This is a genomic window from Shinella sp., assembly GCF_052438155.1.
In the GTDB taxonomy this organism is placed as follows: domain Bacteria; phylum Pseudomonadota; class Alphaproteobacteria; order Rhizobiales; family Rhizobiaceae; genus Shinella.
The window spans coordinates 310057-326272 of record NZ_JBQVPI010000005.1 but is presented as its reverse complement, the minus strand read 5'-3'; the positions used below and the strand labels follow the sequence as shown (position 1 = coordinate 326272).

Annotated in this window: 13 protein-coding genes; 9 read left to right on the top strand and 4 right to left on the bottom strand. The window is 62.7% G+C overall.

Going from position 1 to position 16216, the window contains the following annotated elements:
* Positions 1-8: 8 nt before the first annotated feature.
* Positions 9-1679 (top strand): vWA domain-containing protein, encoded by a 1671-nt coding sequence (locus ACT6VE_RS12435; protein WP_444798908.1) that lies wholly within the window; start codon positions 9-11, stop codon positions 1677-1679.
* A gap of 214 nt (positions 1680-1893) precedes the next feature.
* Here ACT6VE_RS12435 and ACT6VE_RS12430 read toward each other — a convergent pair whose 3' ends face one another.
* Together ACT6VE_RS12430 and ACT6VE_RS12425 are read right to left on the bottom strand one after the other, a co-directional pair.
* Positions 1894-2241 carry an antibiotic biosynthesis monooxygenase family protein gene (locus ACT6VE_RS12430; protein WP_444798907.1) on the bottom strand — a complete coding sequence of 116 codons (348 nt, stop codon included), beginning with the start codon at positions 2239-2241 and terminating at the stop codon, positions 1894-1896.
* Positions 2238-2567, bottom strand: a complete 330-nt coding sequence (locus ACT6VE_RS12425) for an NIPSNAP family protein (protein ID WP_444798906.1) — start codon at positions 2565-2567, stop codon at positions 2238-2240. The genes ACT6VE_RS12430 and ACT6VE_RS12425 overlap by 4 nt, the downstream gene beginning before the upstream one ends.
* Before the next feature lie 128 nt (positions 2568-2695).
* Between ACT6VE_RS12425 and ACT6VE_RS12420 the strand changes: the two genes are divergently transcribed.
* The gene (locus ACT6VE_RS12420; RefSeq protein ID WP_444798905.1) at positions 2696-3373 is read left to right on the top strand and encodes an ArsR/SmtB family transcription factor; all 678 of its coding nucleotides are present in this window, start codon (positions 2696-2698) and stop codon (positions 3371-3373) included.
* Between the two features lie 61 nt (positions 3374-3434).
* Here the strand turns inward: ACT6VE_RS12420 and ACT6VE_RS12415 are convergent, their stop codons facing one another.
* Positions 3435-4892 (bottom strand): calcium-binding protein, encoded by a 1458-nt coding sequence (locus ACT6VE_RS12415; RefSeq protein ID WP_444798904.1) that lies wholly within the window; start codon positions 4890-4892, stop codon positions 3435-3437.
* Positions 4893-5132: 240 nt separating this feature from the next.
* Here ACT6VE_RS12415 and ACT6VE_RS12410 point away from each other — a divergent pair, with 240 nt between their 5' ends.
* Positions 5133-5822: an HAD family hydrolase gene (locus tag ACT6VE_RS12410; protein ID WP_444798903.1), complete on the top strand. Its 690-nt coding sequence runs from the start codon at positions 5133-5135 to the stop codon at positions 5820-5822.
* Between the two features lie 76 nt (positions 5823-5898).
* Here ACT6VE_RS12410 and ACT6VE_RS12405 read toward each other — a convergent pair whose 3' ends face one another.
* Complete coding sequence (locus ACT6VE_RS12405; protein WP_444798902.1) at positions 5899-6453, bottom strand: hypothetical protein; 555 nt, start codon at positions 6451-6453, stop codon at positions 5899-5901.
* A gap of 325 nt (positions 6454-6778) precedes the next feature.
* On the opposite strand from ACT6VE_RS12405, the gene thrC reads away from it, so the two are divergent.
* The 6 genes from thrC to ACT6VE_RS12375 all read left to right on the top strand — a co-directional run bounded on the left by thrC (position 6779) and on the right by ACT6VE_RS12375 (position 16169).
* Positions 6779-8176, top strand: coding sequence for a threonine synthase (thrC, locus tag ACT6VE_RS12400; RefSeq protein ID WP_444798901.1), 1398 nt, complete (start codon positions 6779-6781; stop codon positions 8174-8176).
* A gap of 97 nt (positions 8177-8273) precedes the next feature.
* Complete coding sequence (locus ACT6VE_RS12395; protein WP_444798900.1) at positions 8274-9572, top strand: M16 family metallopeptidase; 1299 nt, start codon at positions 8274-8276, stop codon at positions 9570-9572.
* A gap of 243 nt (positions 9573-9815) precedes the next feature.
* Complete coding sequence (locus ACT6VE_RS12390; RefSeq protein ID WP_444798899.1) at positions 9816-11990, top strand: mechanosensitive ion channel family protein; 2175 nt, start codon at positions 9816-9818, stop codon at positions 11988-11990.
* 122 nt (positions 11991-12112) lie between these two features.
* Positions 12113-12262: a DUF1127 domain-containing protein gene (locus ACT6VE_RS12385; RefSeq protein WP_069061486.1), complete on the top strand. Its 150-nt coding sequence runs from the start codon at positions 12113-12115 to the stop codon at positions 12260-12262.
* A 292-nt stretch (positions 12263-12554) separates the two neighbouring features.
* The gene (locus tag ACT6VE_RS12380) at positions 12555-13148 is read left to right on the top strand and encodes a GNAT family N-acetyltransferase (protein ID WP_069059545.1); all 594 of its coding nucleotides are present in this window, start codon (positions 12555-12557) and stop codon (positions 13146-13148) included.
* Positions 13149-13310: 162 nt separating this feature from the next.
* Positions 13311-16169 carry an EAL domain-containing protein gene (locus ACT6VE_RS12375; RefSeq protein WP_286157214.1) on the top strand — a complete coding sequence of 953 codons (2859 nt, stop codon included), beginning with the start codon at positions 13311-13313 and terminating at the stop codon, positions 16167-16169.
* Positions 16170-16216: the final 47 nt, after the last annotated feature.

Below are 16216 nucleotides of genomic sequence, written 5' to 3'. Positions count from 1 at the left end.
AGAACGATGTGCGACTGAAGACCGTCTTCATGCTTCTGGCGGGGCTTCTTGCCGCCACGCAGACCATCGCCGCCGACAAGACGATGATCGTGCTTGATGCGTCAGGCTCCATGTGGGGGCAGATCGATGGCCGCGCCAAGATCGACCTTGCCCGCGAGACGCTGAGCACCGTGCTGAAATCCGTGCCGGCCGGAACGGAACTCGGCCTGATGGTCTATGGCCACCGCGAAAAGGGTTCGTGCAGCGATATCGAGCTTGCCGTGCCGCCCGGTGCAGGCACCGAGGATGCAATCAATTCCTTCGTCGCGGGTATCAATCCGAAGGGCAAGACGCCGATTTCGCACGCCGTCGAACAGGCAGCCGATATCCTCAAATATACCGAGGACAAGGCGACCGTCGTACTGGTGACGGACGGGCTGGAGACCTGCGAGGCAGACCCCTGCGCGCTCGCCTCGGCGCTCGAAAGCAAGGGGGTAGACTTTACCACGCACGTCGTCGGCTTCGGCCTGACGGAGGAGGAAGGCAGGCAGGTCGCCTGCCTTGCCGAAAACACCGGCGGCAAATACTTCCAGGCGTCCGACGCGACGCAACTCGTCGCGGCGCTGACCGAGACGGTGGCGGAAGCGCCGATGTCGAAGCCTGTGCAGGAAGTGGCGGTCGCGGAGCCCGAACCGGCACCGGCAATCGAATTCAACACCGAACTCGACAGCGTGCTTTCCGAAGGCGGCCCGTCGCTTGGCGACAACAACGATGTGTTCTGGGAAATCTACAAGGCGGACGCGAATGGAGCGCCTGCCGGCGACTATATCGAAAGCCAGTACAAGGGCGCGTTTTCCGGCAATTACCCGCCGGGCAAATACATTGCCGTTGCCACATTGCAGAGTTCAATCAAGCGCCAGGCACCCTTCGAGGTGAAGGACGGAGCCGTCGCGAAACCCTTCGTCAACTTCGACGCCGCCCGGCTGGTCATCATGCCGAAGCGCACGCCTGAAGATGCCGATGCCGATTCCAATGCAGCAATCGAAATCGCCTTCGGCGACTATTCCACAACCTATTACGGCACGGCAAAATTCTACGCCTCCGCCGGCGAGGTGAAGCTCAACGGTTCCATCGGCCCGGCCAAGGTGACGGAAACCCTGAGCGTCAAGGCGGGCGAGACGGTCGAGCGCGATCTCATCATCGGCTCGGGCATCGTGCTCAACAAGGCGATCTATGCAGCAGGCGGGCCGGAAGTTGATTCCGGCAATATGTTCTTCGAGGTGGTGGAGACCAAAAAGAATATCGACGGCACACGCAAGAGCATCGCCAACAGCTACGGCACCGGCACGAAGATCGACGTTCCGCCCGGCGACCATGTGCTGACGGCCAAGCTCGGCCTGGCGACCGGCGAAATCCCCTTCACCGTCAAGGCGGGCGAGATGAAAGAGGTCGTCGTCAACATCGATGCCGGCGTGCTGGCGATCACGGCACCCGACGCCTACAGCATCGAAATCCTCAATGCCAAGAAGGATATCCAGGGCAACCAGAAATCCATGTCGACCAATTACGGCGCCGAATACCAGGAAACGCTACCGCCCGGAGACTATGTCGTGGTCGTGAAGTATGAGGGCGACGTGGCGCCGAAGGAGGCGAAGGCGACGGTCAAGGCCGGGGAGCGGTCGGAGGTAGCGGTGCAGTAGGCGAAAATGATGGGAAGCCCATACGACACTCCTCTCCGTCGTCATCCTCGGGCTTGACCCGAGGATCCATGCCAAAAGGTTAGCGTTTGCCGTGGAAGTGGATCCTCGGGTCAAGCCCGAGGATGACGATGGAGAGGGTTGAGGGCGTTGTGAACGCAACCCGAAGGCGTTCGGAACGAACTGGAACGGCCGGCCGTGAGCGGGCCATTTGCTTTCACGCCGCATGAAAACTTCGACTATCCTCCGGCGCCTGATCCCGGTCGTTCAGCCCATAATCCCGCACCACGCTCGCGATGCGCAACCGATAAGCGTCGAAGATGCCGTGGCGGCCGAGGGATTGGGCGGCGCGGTGTTCTTCGGTCGTGCGCCAGGCCTTCACCGCCGCTTCGTCGCGCCAGAAGGACAGCGAGAGCAGGCGCGTCGGGTCGGTGAGGCTGCGGAAGCGTTCTATGGAGATGAAGCCGTCGATATTGTCGAGCAGCGGGCGGAGGTCGCGCGCGGTTTCGAGATAGCGGTCCATGCGGCCAGAGGCCGGTACCACTTCGAAGATGACGGCGATCATGGCACCACCTTCAGCGCGTGCGGCAGCGAGACGTTTTTGAGGAAGATGCGGTCTTCCTTCAGGATGAAGCGCTCGCTTCTGGCGAATTCGTAGTTTTCGCGGCCGAGCGGATCGGCGACAAGGCGTGCGCGATAGGCCTCGTAAGCGGCGAGGTTTTCGATGTTGTAGACACCGTATGCGGTGGTGGCAGAGCCCTCGTGCGGGCCAAAATAGCCGATCAGGTCGGCGCCGCAGCGCGGGATCGCCTGACCCCAGTTGCGGGCATAGGTGGCGAAGGCGTCCTTCTTGAAGGGATCGATCTCGTAGCGGATGAAACAGGTGATCATCGTCATTTCTCTTTGTTACGCGCAATCCCGGATGCAAAACGCTCACGCATTTTTGCTGGAATTGCTTCGTTTGCGATGACGTGTTTTCCCATATTGCCCGACGTGAATGCTTCGTCTACCATCGAAGTATGAAAGAAGGACCGGACATCTCCCAGATCGGCGCACTCATCGGCGATCCCGCCCGCGCCAACATGCTGACCGCCTTGATGGGCGGGCAGGCGCTGACGGCGACCGAGCTTGCCGGTGCCGCCGGCATCACCTTGCAGACCGCAAGCTCGCACCTTTCCAAGCTGGAGGCCGGCGCACTCATCGCCCAGCGCAAGCAGGGCCGGCACCGCTATTTTGCGCTTGCCGACGACGAGGTGGGCCTGCTGCTCGAAAACATCATGGGGTTTGCTGCCAATCGCGGGCACCTGCGCACCCGCCCGGGGCCGAAGGACCCGGCGCTGCGCAAGGCGCGCGTCTGCTACAACCATCTCGCCGGCGATTTTGGTGTGCGCATGCTGGACCGGCTGGTTGCGGATGGCGACGTGACGCTCGACGGCGACGATGCCGCGCTGACGCAATCCGGCGAAACGCGTATCGCTGCCATCGGCATCGACGTTCCCGCCCTTCGCGCCCAACGCCGCCCCGTCTGCCGCACCTGCCTCGACTGGAGCGAACGGCGTTCGCATCTGGCGGGCTCGCTTGGCGAAGCGCTGCTCACCCGCTTCATCACCGATGGCTGGGCGAAGCGCGAGAAGGACAGCCGCGCCATCCGCTTTACGGCAGAGGGCGAGCGGCGCTTCATGACGCTGTTTCCGTAGGCACGAAGATGAAGGGCGGCCCGAGAGCCGCCCTTGTATCGCCCTGTGACGCGATCCTGGGCTAAAGGATAAAATCGCCCTTCAGCAGTGTCAGGTCGTCATCGAGATGGATCGAGAAATCCACCTTCTTGTCGCCGTTCACATCGCCGTAGATGTAGGTATCCGAGGCCTTCTTGTCGTAGATCAGCTGCCCGGCCTTGCCGGTAAAGCCCCCCTCATTGGCGACGAAGGTGAAGGCCTGGTTGCCGGCGACCTTCGTATTGGCGTCGATGACCGACAGATCGATGCGATCGCCTCTGACGAAATCGAAGATCGTGTCCCTGGACGCCAGGGTCGATTCCTTGATCGACCTGAAGATGAAGGCATCCTTGCCTGCCCCGCCGTAGAGATCATCGGCACCCATGCCGCCATAGATCTTGTCGTCGCCCGCGCCGGCGGAAATGAAATCGTTTCCGCCCTTGCCGCTCAGCGTGTTGGCCGCATCGTTACCGCGCATGATGTTGCCGACATCATTGCCCACACCCGATATCGCCCCGGTGCCTGTCAGCGTGAGGTTTTCGTGGAAGTCACCCAGGCGCCAGGTCACCGAAGAGTTTATCGTGTCCGTGCCGGAATCGGCAAATTCGAAGCGGAAAGCATCCTTTGTATTATCGATGATGTAGATATCGTTGCCGGCACCGCAGTCGAAGGTATCGGCACCCGTGCCGCCATTCATGTAGTCGTTGCCGACACCGCCCTCCATGGAGTCGTTGCCCGAGCCGCCGAAGAGATAGTCGTTGCCCGCGCCTCCGGTCATGCGGTCGTTGCCAGCCTCGCCGTAGAGGTGGTCCTTTGCATCGGCCTGCGCGCCGAGATCGGCACCGTCCAGGATGTCGTCGCCCGCGCCGCCATAAAGCATATCGGAGCCATCGCCGCCGGCCATGTCATCACCGCCGCCGCCGCCGCGCAAGATATCCGAGCCGGCATCGCCATAGAGTTCGTCGATACCTTCGCCACCATAGAGGCTGTCATTGCCTGTTCCGCCATAGAGGTGGTTCATCGCTTGCGCGGCGTATGTCTTGCCCTTGATATCCGCCCAGAGAATATCGTTTCCCGAGCCGCCGTGAAGGGTATCGCTTCCGGTGCCGCCAACCAGAAGATCGTTGCCCGCATCGCCATAAAGCTGGTCGTGGCCACCCTGCCCGTAGATCTGGTCAGCGCCGTTTCCGCCGTAAAGCGTGTCGGAGCCGCCATGCGTGTTGTACTGCCAGTTGGGCTCGTCGAAACCCGTATCGCCGAAGATACGGTCATCTCCGTCGCCGCCGTAGGCGACGTCGCCCTCGGTGGTTTCCGTGGGGTCCTGGTAGATGTCACCGAAAATGGTGTCGTTGCCGCCATAGCCGCGGATCGCGCCCTTGTAGAACGCACTGTCGGAATCCACATGGTTGTCGTAGGTTCCGTCGCCCAGAACGCGTGCGGTCCCCCAAAGGAGATCGTTACCGCTCGTGCCCGTGATGTTGCCATTCGGATCTCTTGCCATTTCGATCTCCTGGTGGAACTGGTGCTGACAATGTCCCGCACTATAGGGTCGAGCCACGATCTCCCTGTTCCCAAGGTAACAGCGCGCGGCGGCTAAGTACAACTCGACCTTGCCTACACCTCAACACAAGGTCGCAGCACGGCAGTCCTGCCAATCTGGCAATTGTCGCCCCCGGCCCTTTCGTGTAGGGAAGCCCCGCTTGCCGGGCGTATCGCTGCCCCTCAAAGGAAAGACGACGACATGGACGGTTTCGACCTCATCATCTTCGACTGCGACGGCGTTCTGGTCGATTCGGAAATCATCGCGGCGGAAGTGGAATCGCGGCTGCTCACCGAGGCGGGTTACCCGATCAGCGTCGAGGAGATGGGCGAGCGCTTCGCCGGCATGACCTGGCACAATATTCTTCTGACCATCGAACGCGAGGCCGCCATTCCGCTCTCCGCCTCGCTGCTCGACAAGTCGGAAAAGCTGCTCGACGCGCGACTTGCCGCCGAGGTGAAGGTGATCGACGGCGTCAAGCTGATGCTCTCGCGCATCCGCAAGCCCTATTGCATCTGCTCGAACTCATCCTCCCACCGCCTCGACATGATGCTTTCGAAGGTCGGCCTCAAGCAGGTTTTCGCACCGCATATCTATTCGGCCAAGGATCTCGGGCCGGACCGCGTCAAGCCGAAGCCGGACATCTTCCTGCATGGCGCCAAGCAGTTCGGTGCGGACCCAGCCAACACGCTGGTCATCGAGGATTCGGTGCATGGCATTGCGGGTGCGCGCGCCGCCGGCATGCGCGTCGTGGGCTTTACCGGCGCCTCGCACACCTATCCCTCCCATGCCGACCGCCTGACGGAAGCCGGCGCAGAGACGGTGATCTCGCGCATGAGCGAACTGCCCGGCGTGATCACGGCGCTTGCCGAATGGCAGGAAGCGATCTGAGCGCTTTCACCTGCAGGACATGAAAAAGGCCGCGGAAGCTATCTTCCGCGGCCTTTCTTCGAATTGAAGCAAGCGATTACTTCGTATTGTACGGGCCTTCGTCGAAGCCGACATAGACCTTCGTGAAGCCGCCGGAACCGCCTGGCAAGGCGATATTGGCCTGGGTAAAGATGAACTGGCCGGCCCCGATATCGACCGAATGCTGCACGAGTTCGGAATAGAGCGTCTTCTGTTCGTCCGTCGCGGCGACCCGGATCGGCACATTCACCGTACCGCCCGTGCCCGCCGGCCCCTCGACCACCCGGCCCTGCACCATGACGGTCACGACGAGCTGGTTTTCGCTCAGCACGCACTGGCGCGTCGAATCGGCAAGCGTCACCTGATAGAGCAGCTTCTGCGGATCGTCCTTGGCGCCCTTGGCATAGCGGCGAAGCACGGCCGTGCCGTCGCGCAGGTAGACTTGCGGGCACGAGCCCTGCACGACCGCGGTCCCGGTCTGCTGCTGGTGTGCGGTCTGCACACCGGATGGGTCGGTCGTCACGCCCATGTTGGAATTGTCGGTCTGGTTGCAGCCGGCGACGACAGCAAGAAGGGAGATGCCGAGAAAGCGGCGGATATTCAGTCCAAACACGTTACTTGTACCCCTGCGATCAGGCCCCGCCCCCGGCGACCAAGCCTTTCGGAACTCTTTTAGCGGGTCTTTTCACGACCCTAGGCGATGGTCTATAGCAGCGGCGTGGCGAAAAATCGATTGTCGAATGAAACCGCCCGCAGAATTTCGAAGAAGCCCGTGTCCCGCGGGCGTGACGCAACGGCATTGCCACGATCTGCCGCAAAGAGACCTGCGGTATGCGTGGCCTTTCGGGTAAGGTCGGACGGACGATGGCAGCACAGCGACCGAACGACCGGAGGGCGAGAGCCTCCGCAAATCCCAACAATTCCAAGGACCTGTGAACGTGGATTATGTTTCGACGCGGGGCGAAGCCCCTTCCCTCGGTTTCTCCGATGCGCTTCTGGCGGGGCTTGCCCGCGATGGCGGCCTCTATGTGCCGCGCGAATGGCCGACCTTCTCGAAGAAGGAAATCCGGGCGCTGCGCGGAAAATCCTACCAGGAGATCGCGTTTACCGTGCTGACGCCCTTCGTCGAGGGTGACATTCCGGCGGAAAAATTCCGGGCGATGATCGACGAAGCCTATGCCACCTTCCGCCATCCGGCGATCGCGCCGCTGGTACAGACCGGGCCGAATGCCTTCGTGCTGGAGCTCTTCCACGGCACGACGCTCGCCTTCAAGGACGTGGCGATGCAGTTGCTTGCCCGCCTGATGGACCATGCGCTGGCCGTCCGTGGCGAGCGCGCCACCATCGTCGGCGCCACCTCGGGCGACACCGGCGGGGCGGCGATCGATGCCTTTGCCGGCCGCGAGCGCACCGACATCTTCATCCTCTTCCCGGAGGGCAAGGTCTCGCCGGTGCAGCAGCGCCAGATGACCACGTCGAAAGAGAAGAACGTGCACGCGCTTGCCATCAAGGGCAATTTCGACGACTGCCAGGACCTTGTGAAGGCGATGTTCAACGACACGAAGTTCCGCGACCGGATGAAGCTTTCCGGCGTCAACTCGATCAACTGGGCGCGCATCATGGCCCAGATCGTCTATTACTTCACCAGCGCCGTGGCACTCGGCGGGCCGGACCGCAAGATCTCGTTTACCGTGCCGACCGGCAATTTCGGCGATATCTTTGCCGGCTACGCCGCCAAGCGCATGGGCCTGCCGATCGACAAGCTGGTCATCGCCACCAACGAGAACGACATTCTTGCCCGCACGCTGAAGACCGGTCGCTACGAAATGAAGGGCGTGAAGGCCACCACCTCGCCCTCGATGGACATCCAGATCTCGTCGAATTTCGAGCGCCTGCTGTTCGAGGCCAGTGATCGCGATGCCGGTGCGGTGCGCCGCGCCATGGAGAGCCTCAAGCAATCCAGCGCCTTCGAAATCAAGGCGCATGCGCTGAAGACGATCCGCAAGCAGTTCCGCGCCGGCCGAGCCTCGGAAAAACAGGTCGCCCAGACGATCAAGGACACGCTGAAGGACACCGGCTACCTGCTCGATCCGCATTCGGCGATCGGCGTTTTCGTCGCCGCCAAGCACGAAAAGCCCAGTTCGCCAATGGTTACGCTTGCCACCGCCCACCCGGCAAAATTCCCCGCCGCAGTAAAATCGGCGTGCGGTATTGACCCGGCGCTTCCATCATGGCTTGCTGACATGATGGAAAGGGAGGAGCGTTTTGACGTGCTGAGTGCGGAACTCGACGTCGTGGAAGCCTTCATCGGCGACCATTCGCAAATCCGGGGCTAGAGCAATTCCAGAAGCGGTTTCGTCAGGGATTGTGTGATCACAGGAGGGCATGTCCAGCCTCCGAGCGAGCGGACATGCTGAAACGCAGAAAGTGCGCATGATGAAAGTTGAGTGCACCCGGCTTGCTTCCGGGTTGACCGTGGTGACCGAAAACATGCCGCATCTGGAGAGTGTCGCTCTCGGCGTGTGGATCAAGTCCGGGTCGCGAAACGAAACCACGGACGAGCACGGCATCGCCCACCTTCTGGAACACATGGCCTTCAAGGGCACGGACCGCCGCTCCGCCCGCCAGATCGCCGAGGAAATCGAAAATGTCGGCGGCGAGGTCAACGCCGCGACATCGACGGAAACCACCTCCTACTATGCCCGCGTGCTGAAGGACCACGTACCGCTCGCGGTCGATATCCTCGCCGACATCCTGACGGAATCCGTCTTCGACGAGGAAGAGCTTCGCCGCGAAAAACACGTCATCCTGCAGGAAATCGGCGCGGCGAACGATACGCCCGACGACGTGGTCTTCGACAAGTTCTCCGAGGTCGCCTATCGCGACCAGATCATCGGCCGCGCCATCCTCGGCACGCCGGATTCCGTGCTGTCCTTCACGCCCGGCGAAATCCGCCACTATCTCGACCGCAACTACACGACGGACCGCATGTTCGTCGTCGCGGCCGGTGCCGTGAACCACGACGAAATCGTGCGCCAGGTCGAGGATCGTTTTTCGAGCCTGCCGACCGCGCCGAAAATTTCTCCGGTGTTCGAGCCCGCCCGCTATACCGGCGGCGACATTCGCGAGACGCGCGACCTGATGGATGCGCAGGTGCTGCTCGGCTTCGAGGGCAAGGCCTACCATGCGCGCGACTTCTACTGTTCGCAGATCCTCGCCAACATCCTCGGTGGCGGCATGTCCTCCCGCCTCTTCCAGGAAGTGCGCGAGCATCGCGGCCTGTGTTACTCGATCTACGCTTTCCACTGGGGCTTTTCCGATACCGGTATCTTCGGCATCCATGCCGCGACCGGCGGCGAGAACCTGCCCGAGCTGATGCCGGTGATCTTCGACGAGTTGAAGAAGTCGTCGGACAATATCGAGCAGCAGGAAATCGAACGCGCCCGCGCGCAGATCCGCGCCCAGCTCCTGATGGGCCAGGAAAGCCCGGCCGCCCGCGCCGGCCAGATCGCCCGCCAGATGATGCTCTACGGCCGCCCGATCCCCAACGAGGAACTGATGGAACGCCTGCAAGGCATCACCATCGAGCGCCTCACCGACCTCGCCGGCCGCCTGTTCTTCGACACGGCCCCGACGATCTCGGCAATCGGCCCGCTGGAGCATCTGGTGCCCACCGGCGATATTGCGCGGTCTCTGGCGCGCGGCACGGTGCCGGAGCGTGCGGCGGGCTGAACGGATGAACCTCATCCGGACCACCCCCACCTTCGACTGACAAGCGACCACTCACGCGAAGCGCCCAGCTCGGCGTTTCGCGTCGGTGTCGCCGTGATATTCGATTGACGCACAGCCGCTTTTCATTGAGTCCTTGCGGATTACAACATCCATGACTCGCGGATCGCCCTGTCCATGAAAAGCGCCTTACCCTTCACGAATGATCGGCCACGGAAACGATTTTTGGCAGCGCCGGCACGGGCAATGCTTGCCCTCCTCGCGAGCCTCCTGGCGTTCCATTTCCTGGCAGCGCCGGTATTGGCGCAAGTCTCCCCCCCGGCCCCCGACAAAGTCGAGCAACTGCTCGACTTGCTCGACGATCCCACGGTCAAGGACTGGCTCGCCGCCAGGCGAACGCAGGCACCCGCCGGCGACGTGACCGCAGCCTCGCCCGCGGACGATACCGATCGAGGCATGATGTCGTCTGCGCTTGAGCGCGTGAAGGGGCACCTGACGCGCCTTGCACATTCCTGGCCGCTCATGCCGCAGCGCTTCGAAACGGTGCGCCAGGTGGTCATGAAGGATGTCGGCGAGAGAGGCGGCTTGAGCGTCGTCGCGCTGATCGCGCTTTTCGTCGGTGTCGGGGCCATCCTCTCCTACATAGCCTACCGCCTGGCACGCCCCCTGCGCCTCTGGGTCATCGCGCAGGACATGGAGACCCCACAGGGCAGGGTCGGCAAGTTCGGCGGACGTTTTCTGGTCGGCCTGCTCATGCTGAGCGCATTTACGATCGGCAGTGCCGGCGCGTTTCTGCTGTTCGAATGGCCGCCCTTGTTGCGCGAGATCGTGCTCGCCTATCTGACGGCGGCCATCGCCATCTGGGCGATCCGCATCGTCTTGCGGGTCGTTCTTCTGCCTTCCTTCATGGGTGTGCTGCGCGCGCGGGAAGTGCGGGCCTTCAACATCAGCGATGCCCGTGCCGATCACTGGAACCGCTGGATCGTCATCTTCTCATCCGTGGTCGCCATTGCCGCGGCGACGATATCCCTTCGTTCGCGCTTCGGCTTCACGCCGGATGACGTGCTCGCTCTCGCCGTCCCGATCGACCTCGCTCTGCTGGTCATCGCACTGCTTGCGATCTGGAAGCGGCCCGTGGCGCGGCCCGAGGACCAGGAGCACCCCGGCATGTTCGGCCACAAGGCCACCTCCTGGCTGCTGACCGTCTATATCGTGCTGCTGTTTCTCATTCGCGTCAGCGGCGCCAACGTGGCCTTCTGGTTCGTCCTGGCGGCATTTGCCGCGCCAGCCGCCGTCGTGGTGGCGACGCGTGCCGTCAACTACGTGCTGAGGCCGCCGCTGGGCGAGAACAAGACACCTCCCCTTCCCGCTGTTACCGTCGCGGTCGTCGATCGCGCCATCCGGCTGAGCCTCATCGTGCTGGCCGCCTATCTCCTGGCGAAGGTGTGGGGTCTCGACATGTCGAGCATGGCGGAGACCAGCCCGCGCGTGACCCTCATTCTGCGCGGCCTTCTCAATGCGGCGGTCATCGCGCTCGGGGCCGATTTCATCTGGTCGATCATCAAGGCAGTCATCCAGCGCAAGATCGGCATCCAGGCGCCGGTCGCGATGAACGATGGGGAAGCTGCGCCGGTGCTCGATCCGCAGCAGGCCCGGTTGCGCACGCTGTTGCCGATCCTCCAGAACATAATGCTCGCGATCATTCTCGTCATGGCGGTCCTGATGGTGCTGTCATCGGTCGGGATTCAGATCGGGCCGCTGATCGCGGGCGCGGGCGTCGTCGGCGTGGCCGTCGGGTTCGGCGCCCAGACGATCGTCAAGGATGTGATCTCGGGCGTGTTCTATCTGCTCGACGACGCCTTCCGGGTCGGGGAATACATTTCCACCGGCAAGTTCAGCGGCACCGTCGAGAGCTTTTCGCTGCGCTCCGTGAAGCTGCGCCACCATCGCGGGTCACTCTACACCATTCCCTTCGGGGAACTGGGTGCCGTGCGCAACGGAAGCCGCGACTGGGCCACCGACAAGTTCAACATCACCGTCGGCTTCGAAACGGACCTCGATTTCGCGCGCAAGCTGATCAAGCGGATCGGCCTCGAACTGGCCGAGGACCCGGAATACAAACCCTGGATCATCGAGCCGATCAAGTTGCAGGGCGTGCAGGAATTCGGCGAATACGGCATCGTCCTGCGCATCAAGGCGACGACGCGTCCAGGCGGTGCCTTCGGCATGAAGCGCAAGTTCTATCTGCGCGTTCGCGAGGTCTTCAAGCAGAACGGCATCGAGCTGCCCGTACCTACGGTTCATATCCACGGCCAGTCGACGGGTGCACTGCCGATCGGCCCGGAAAACGAAGCCGTGGCCGCACAGGTCCATCTCCAGCGCCGGAAGAAGGATCCTGCGGCCTCGGAGGAAGAGGCCTGAGAACGCGTATCTAACGACTTGCAGCGGGCGCTATGCAACAACAGCATGCCTCCGCTGCAAGCATATGCATATTTTCCGAGCTCTAGATCGTATACATAATGGGCAACCCAAAGGAGTTGACCATGAACATCTTCGCAAAGCTTAAAAAGAACGTCGCCAACCGCCGTGCCGTCCGCGAACTCAGCGCTCTCGACGACCGCGCCCTCCAGGACCTCGGCATCTCGCGCTCGAACATCCAGTCCGCCGTCAAGGGCTTCCTGGTATTCGGCTGAGACAGCCCACGCCAGGCATGATGATAATGGCGCGCCGATAGGGACGCGCCTGTTCAGAATGAAACAACCCGCCACAAGGCGGGTTTTGTTTTGCCCCGCCGGTTCATGCATCGCGCCGAATGCCCTGCCAGGGCATGCTCCCCGTGCTGAAACCGTGTGCGGATCTGCACACAGTCCCGCCCAGGAAGCAGATGGATTGCCTTATCCCGCATCACCATTTGACGCCATCGCACCCGCTGTCATACTCTGAACATCAGGCGTGCCGCAGGATCCGGCATACGCGGAGGATTGAATGACACGGTCGGTTTTTCGGTTTCTGTCGCGGCAGTCCGACACCGTTGAGCTTGCGAGCGATCGCCACCTGCTGCGCCTTCCCCGTTTCAATGACTATCGCCAATGGTATGCCCTGCGGTCCGGAAGCCGGCGGTTTCTCGAGCCGTGGGAACCGACCTGGCGGGGGGATGAGCTGACCGAGAGTTCGTTTCGCGCCCGTGTCGTCCGGAATGAACAGGAATTTTCCTCCGGCCAGGCCGTGCCGCTCCTCATTTTCGAGCGTGGGGAAAACATCCTGCTCGGCGGGCTGACCGTCGGCTACATAAGGCGGGGTGCCGCGCAATGTTGCATGGTCGGCTACTGGATGGGCGAGCGGCATGCCGGCCAGGGCCATATGTATGGTGCCCTGAAACTGGCCATCCCCTATATCTTTTCCAGCCTTCAGTTGCACCGTATCGAGGCAGCCTGTATTCCAGACAACACAAGAAGCATCCGCCTCCTTGAAAAGGCCGGCTTTCAGCAGGAAGGCTACCTTCGGGAGTATCTGAAGATAAACGGGGAGTGGCGCGACCACGTGATGTTTTCGCTTCTGGCAGCCGACAGGCGGCCGTGAGCAGTTCCAGCAAAAGCGCTTGTGCGGTTTGCATCCGGAATTGCGTAAACAAAGCTGGAGCACACGGCGCGACAGGACTGGGCAGTACCTAAGGACAATGCGCTTTCAATGACGTCTTCATTCGTGCTGCAAACGCTGCGTGCCAGCCGCTTGCTCGCCCTCATGCTCCTCGCAACGATGCTCTTCGCCGGCATGCCGGTAGCGCGCGCGCTTGCGGTCGAGCCGGTGAAAATCTCGCGTGACGACACCGCACTCGACCTTACCGCCACCACCGAGATCTATACCGGCCGGGGCGAAGCCTTCCAGGTGTCCACAGCGCCCGGCACGGACGGCATCGTGCGGCGCATCGAGGTGCGCGCCACCTCCGAGGATCATCAGGGTGACTGGGCCGTCTTCGCGCTCGCCAACGTCTCCGAGGAGCAGATCGACCGCCTGATCGTCGCGCCGCATTTCCGTCTCGTGCAGTCGAAGATCTTCTGGCCGGACCTTGGCGCCAAGCGCATCATCTCGATCACCCCGAGCCAGGGCTTTGCGCTCGACCGGCAACCGAGCGAGGAAGCCGACGTCTTCCGCATCACGCTCGACCCCGGTTCCGTCGTCACCTTCGTCGCCGAGCTTGCCACGCCCGACCTGCCGCAGATCTACCTCTGGCAGCCCGATGCCTACAAGGACACCGTCAACGCCTTCACGCTCTATCGCGGCATCGTGCTCGGCATTGCCGGCCTGCTTGCCGTGTTCCTCACCATCCTGTTCGTGGTGAAGGGCACCTCCATGCTGCCGGCGACGGCGGCCCTTGCCTGGGCGGTGCTCGGCTATATCTGCGTCGATTTCGGCTTCCTGTCGAAGCTCATCAGCATCACGGCAGGCGACGAGCGCATATGGCGCGCGGGCACGGAGGTGTTTCTGGCAGCCGGCCTTGTCGTCTTCCTGTTCACCTATCTCAACCTTAACCGCTGGCACGCGCATCTGTCCTATGCGACGCTCGCCTGGATCCTCGGCCTTGGCCTGCTGTTCGGCGTCGCGATCTACGATCCGCCGATCGCGTCCGGCATTGCCCGCCTCTCCTTCGCACTGACCGGCACGGTGGGCATCGTGCTCATCGCCTATCTCGGCTTCAACCGCTATGACCGCGCCATCCTCCTGGTGCCGGCCTGGGCGCTGATCCTCGTCTGGCTGTTCGGCGCCTGGCTGACGGTGACGGGCCAGCTCAACAACGACATCATCCAGCCGGCACTTGGCGGCGGCCTCGTGCTCATCGTGCTCCTCATCGGCTTCACGGTGATGCAGCATGCCTTTGCCGGCGGCGCCTACAGCCAGGGCCTGTTCTCCGATCTCGAGCGCCAGTCGCTGGCGCTGACGGGTTCCGGCGATACGGTGTGGGACTGGGACGTGGCGCGCGACCGCGTCGTCACCATTCCCGACATTTCCATCCAGCTCGGCCTCGCCCCCGGCGTCATGCATGGGCCGGCGCGCAACTGGCTGCCGCGCCTGCACCCGGACGACCGCGACCGGTTCCGCGCGACGCTCGACGTGCTGCTCGAACACCGCAAGGGCCGGCTCAACCATCAGTTCCGCGTGCGCGCCGAGGATGGCCATTATCATTGGCTGTCGATCCGCGCCCGGCCGGTGCTCGGCGCCAATGGCGAGATCATCCGCTGCGTCGGTACGATCATCGACATCACCGAGCAGCGCAACTCCGTCGACCGCCTGCTGCAGGACGCGCTGCACGACAACCTGACCGGCCTGCCGAACCGCCAGGTCTTCCTTGATCGCCTGCAGGCGGTCCTCGCATTGACCGCGAGCTCCGAAGCCGTACGCCCGACGGTGCTGACCATCGATATCGACCGCTACAAGCAGGTCAACGATGCGCTCGGCATTGCCGCCGGCGACAATATCCTGATCGCGCTGACCCGCCGCCTGCGTCGCCTGCTCAAGCCGCAGGATACGCTGGCGCGGCTCGCCGGCGACCAGTTCGGCCTGATCCTGATGTCCGAGCGCGATCCGGCCAAGGTTGCCGACTTCGCCGATGCGGTCAGCAAGGCGATCATGGTGCCGATCAATTTCGGCGGTCGCGAGATCATCCTGACGGCGTCGATCGGCCTCGTCTCCTGGGTCGACCAGCAGGAAGACGCGCAGGGCCTGCTGAACGATGCCGAGCTTGCCATGTACCGGGCGAAGAAGGCCGGCGGCAACCGCGTGGAACCCTTCCGCCCGGCCTTCCGCACCTTCGGCGCCGACCGGTTGCAGATCGAAACGGACCTTCGCCGCGCCATCGAGCGCAAGGAACTCTCGCTCGTCTACCAGCCGATCGTGCGTCTGTCGGATGCCGAGATTGCAGGTTTCGAGGCGCTGATGCGCTGGGATCATCCGAAACGCGGCAACATTTCGCCGACCGAATTCATTCCGATCGCGGAATCGTCCGACCTGATCGGCCAGCTCGGCCTGTTCGCCATCGACAAGGCGGCAAGCGACCTGATGGACTGGCAGCTCCAGACCGGTGACCTGCCGGTCTTCGTGTCGGTCAACGTGTCGAGTGCGCAGCTGCTCAACAACGAACTTTATAACGACGTGCGCGCCGTGCTCGCCAAGACGCGCTGCGAGCCGCAGAAGATCAAGCTGGAACTGACCGAATCCGTCGTGATGGAGAATGCGGAACAGGCCCGCCTGATCCTCACCAAGCTGAAGGATGTCGGCCTTGGCCTGGCGCTCGACGATTTCGGCACGGGCCACTCCTCGCTCTCCTACCTTACCCGCTTCCCCTTCGACACGATCAAGATCGACAAGGCGCTGGTGCGCGACGGTTCCGACAAGCGCTCCGTGCTGCTGCGGTCCGTCATTTCCATGGCGCGCGAGCTGGAGATGCAGGTCGTTGCCGAAGGCATCGAGTCGGAAGAGGACGCGATCGAACTCGGCAATATGGGCTGCGAGTTCGGCCAGAGCTACCTGTTCGGTCCGCCGATCGGCTACGACTCGGTCCTGCGGCTGCTGAAAGAGCGCTTTCCACTGATGAAGCGGGCGTAACGGCGCGGCCGCTTTGCGTGCACCCTGCGCTTCGTCGCGAGACCAGA

Bases quoted from the DNA above. Each gene is read 5' to 3' on its own strand.
- ACT6VE_RS12385 (WP_069061486.1), top strand. From the start codon at position 12,113: ATGAACATCTTCGCAAAGCTTAAAAAGAACGTCGCCAACCGCCGTGCC.
- ACT6VE_RS12425 (WP_444798906.1), bottom strand. From the start codon at position 2,567: ATGATCACCTGTTTCATCCGCTACGAGATCGATCCCTTCAAGAAGGAC.
- ACT6VE_RS12395 (WP_444798900.1), top strand. From the start codon at position 8,274: ATGATGAAAGTTGAGTGCACCCGGCTTGCTTCCGGGTTGACCGTGGTG.
- ACT6VE_RS12390 (WP_444798899.1), top strand. From the start codon at position 9,816: ATGCTTGCCCTCCTCGCGAGCCTCCTGGCGTTCCATTTCCTGGCAGCG.
- ACT6VE_RS12420 (WP_444798905.1), top strand. From the start codon at position 2,696: ATGAAAGAAGGACCGGACATCTCCCAGATCGGCGCACTCATCGGCGAT.
- ACT6VE_RS12380 (WP_069059545.1), top strand. From the start codon at position 12,555: ATGACACGGTCGGTTTTTCGGTTTCTGTCGCGGCAGTCCGACACCGTT.
- ACT6VE_RS12410 (WP_444798903.1), top strand. From the start codon at position 5,133: ATGGACGGTTTCGACCTCATCATCTTCGACTGCGACGGCGTTCTGGTC.
- ACT6VE_RS12430 (WP_444798907.1), bottom strand. From the start codon at position 2,241: ATGATCGCCGTCATCTTCGAAGTGGTACCGGCCTCTGGCCGCATGGAC.
- ACT6VE_RS12375 (WP_286157214.1), top strand. From the start codon at position 13,311: ATGCTCCTCGCAACGATGCTCTTCGCCGGCATGCCGGTAGCGCGCGCG.
- ACT6VE_RS12415 (WP_444798904.1), bottom strand. From the start codon at position 4,892: ATGGCAAGAGATCCGAATGGCAACATCACGGGCACGAGCGGTAACGAT.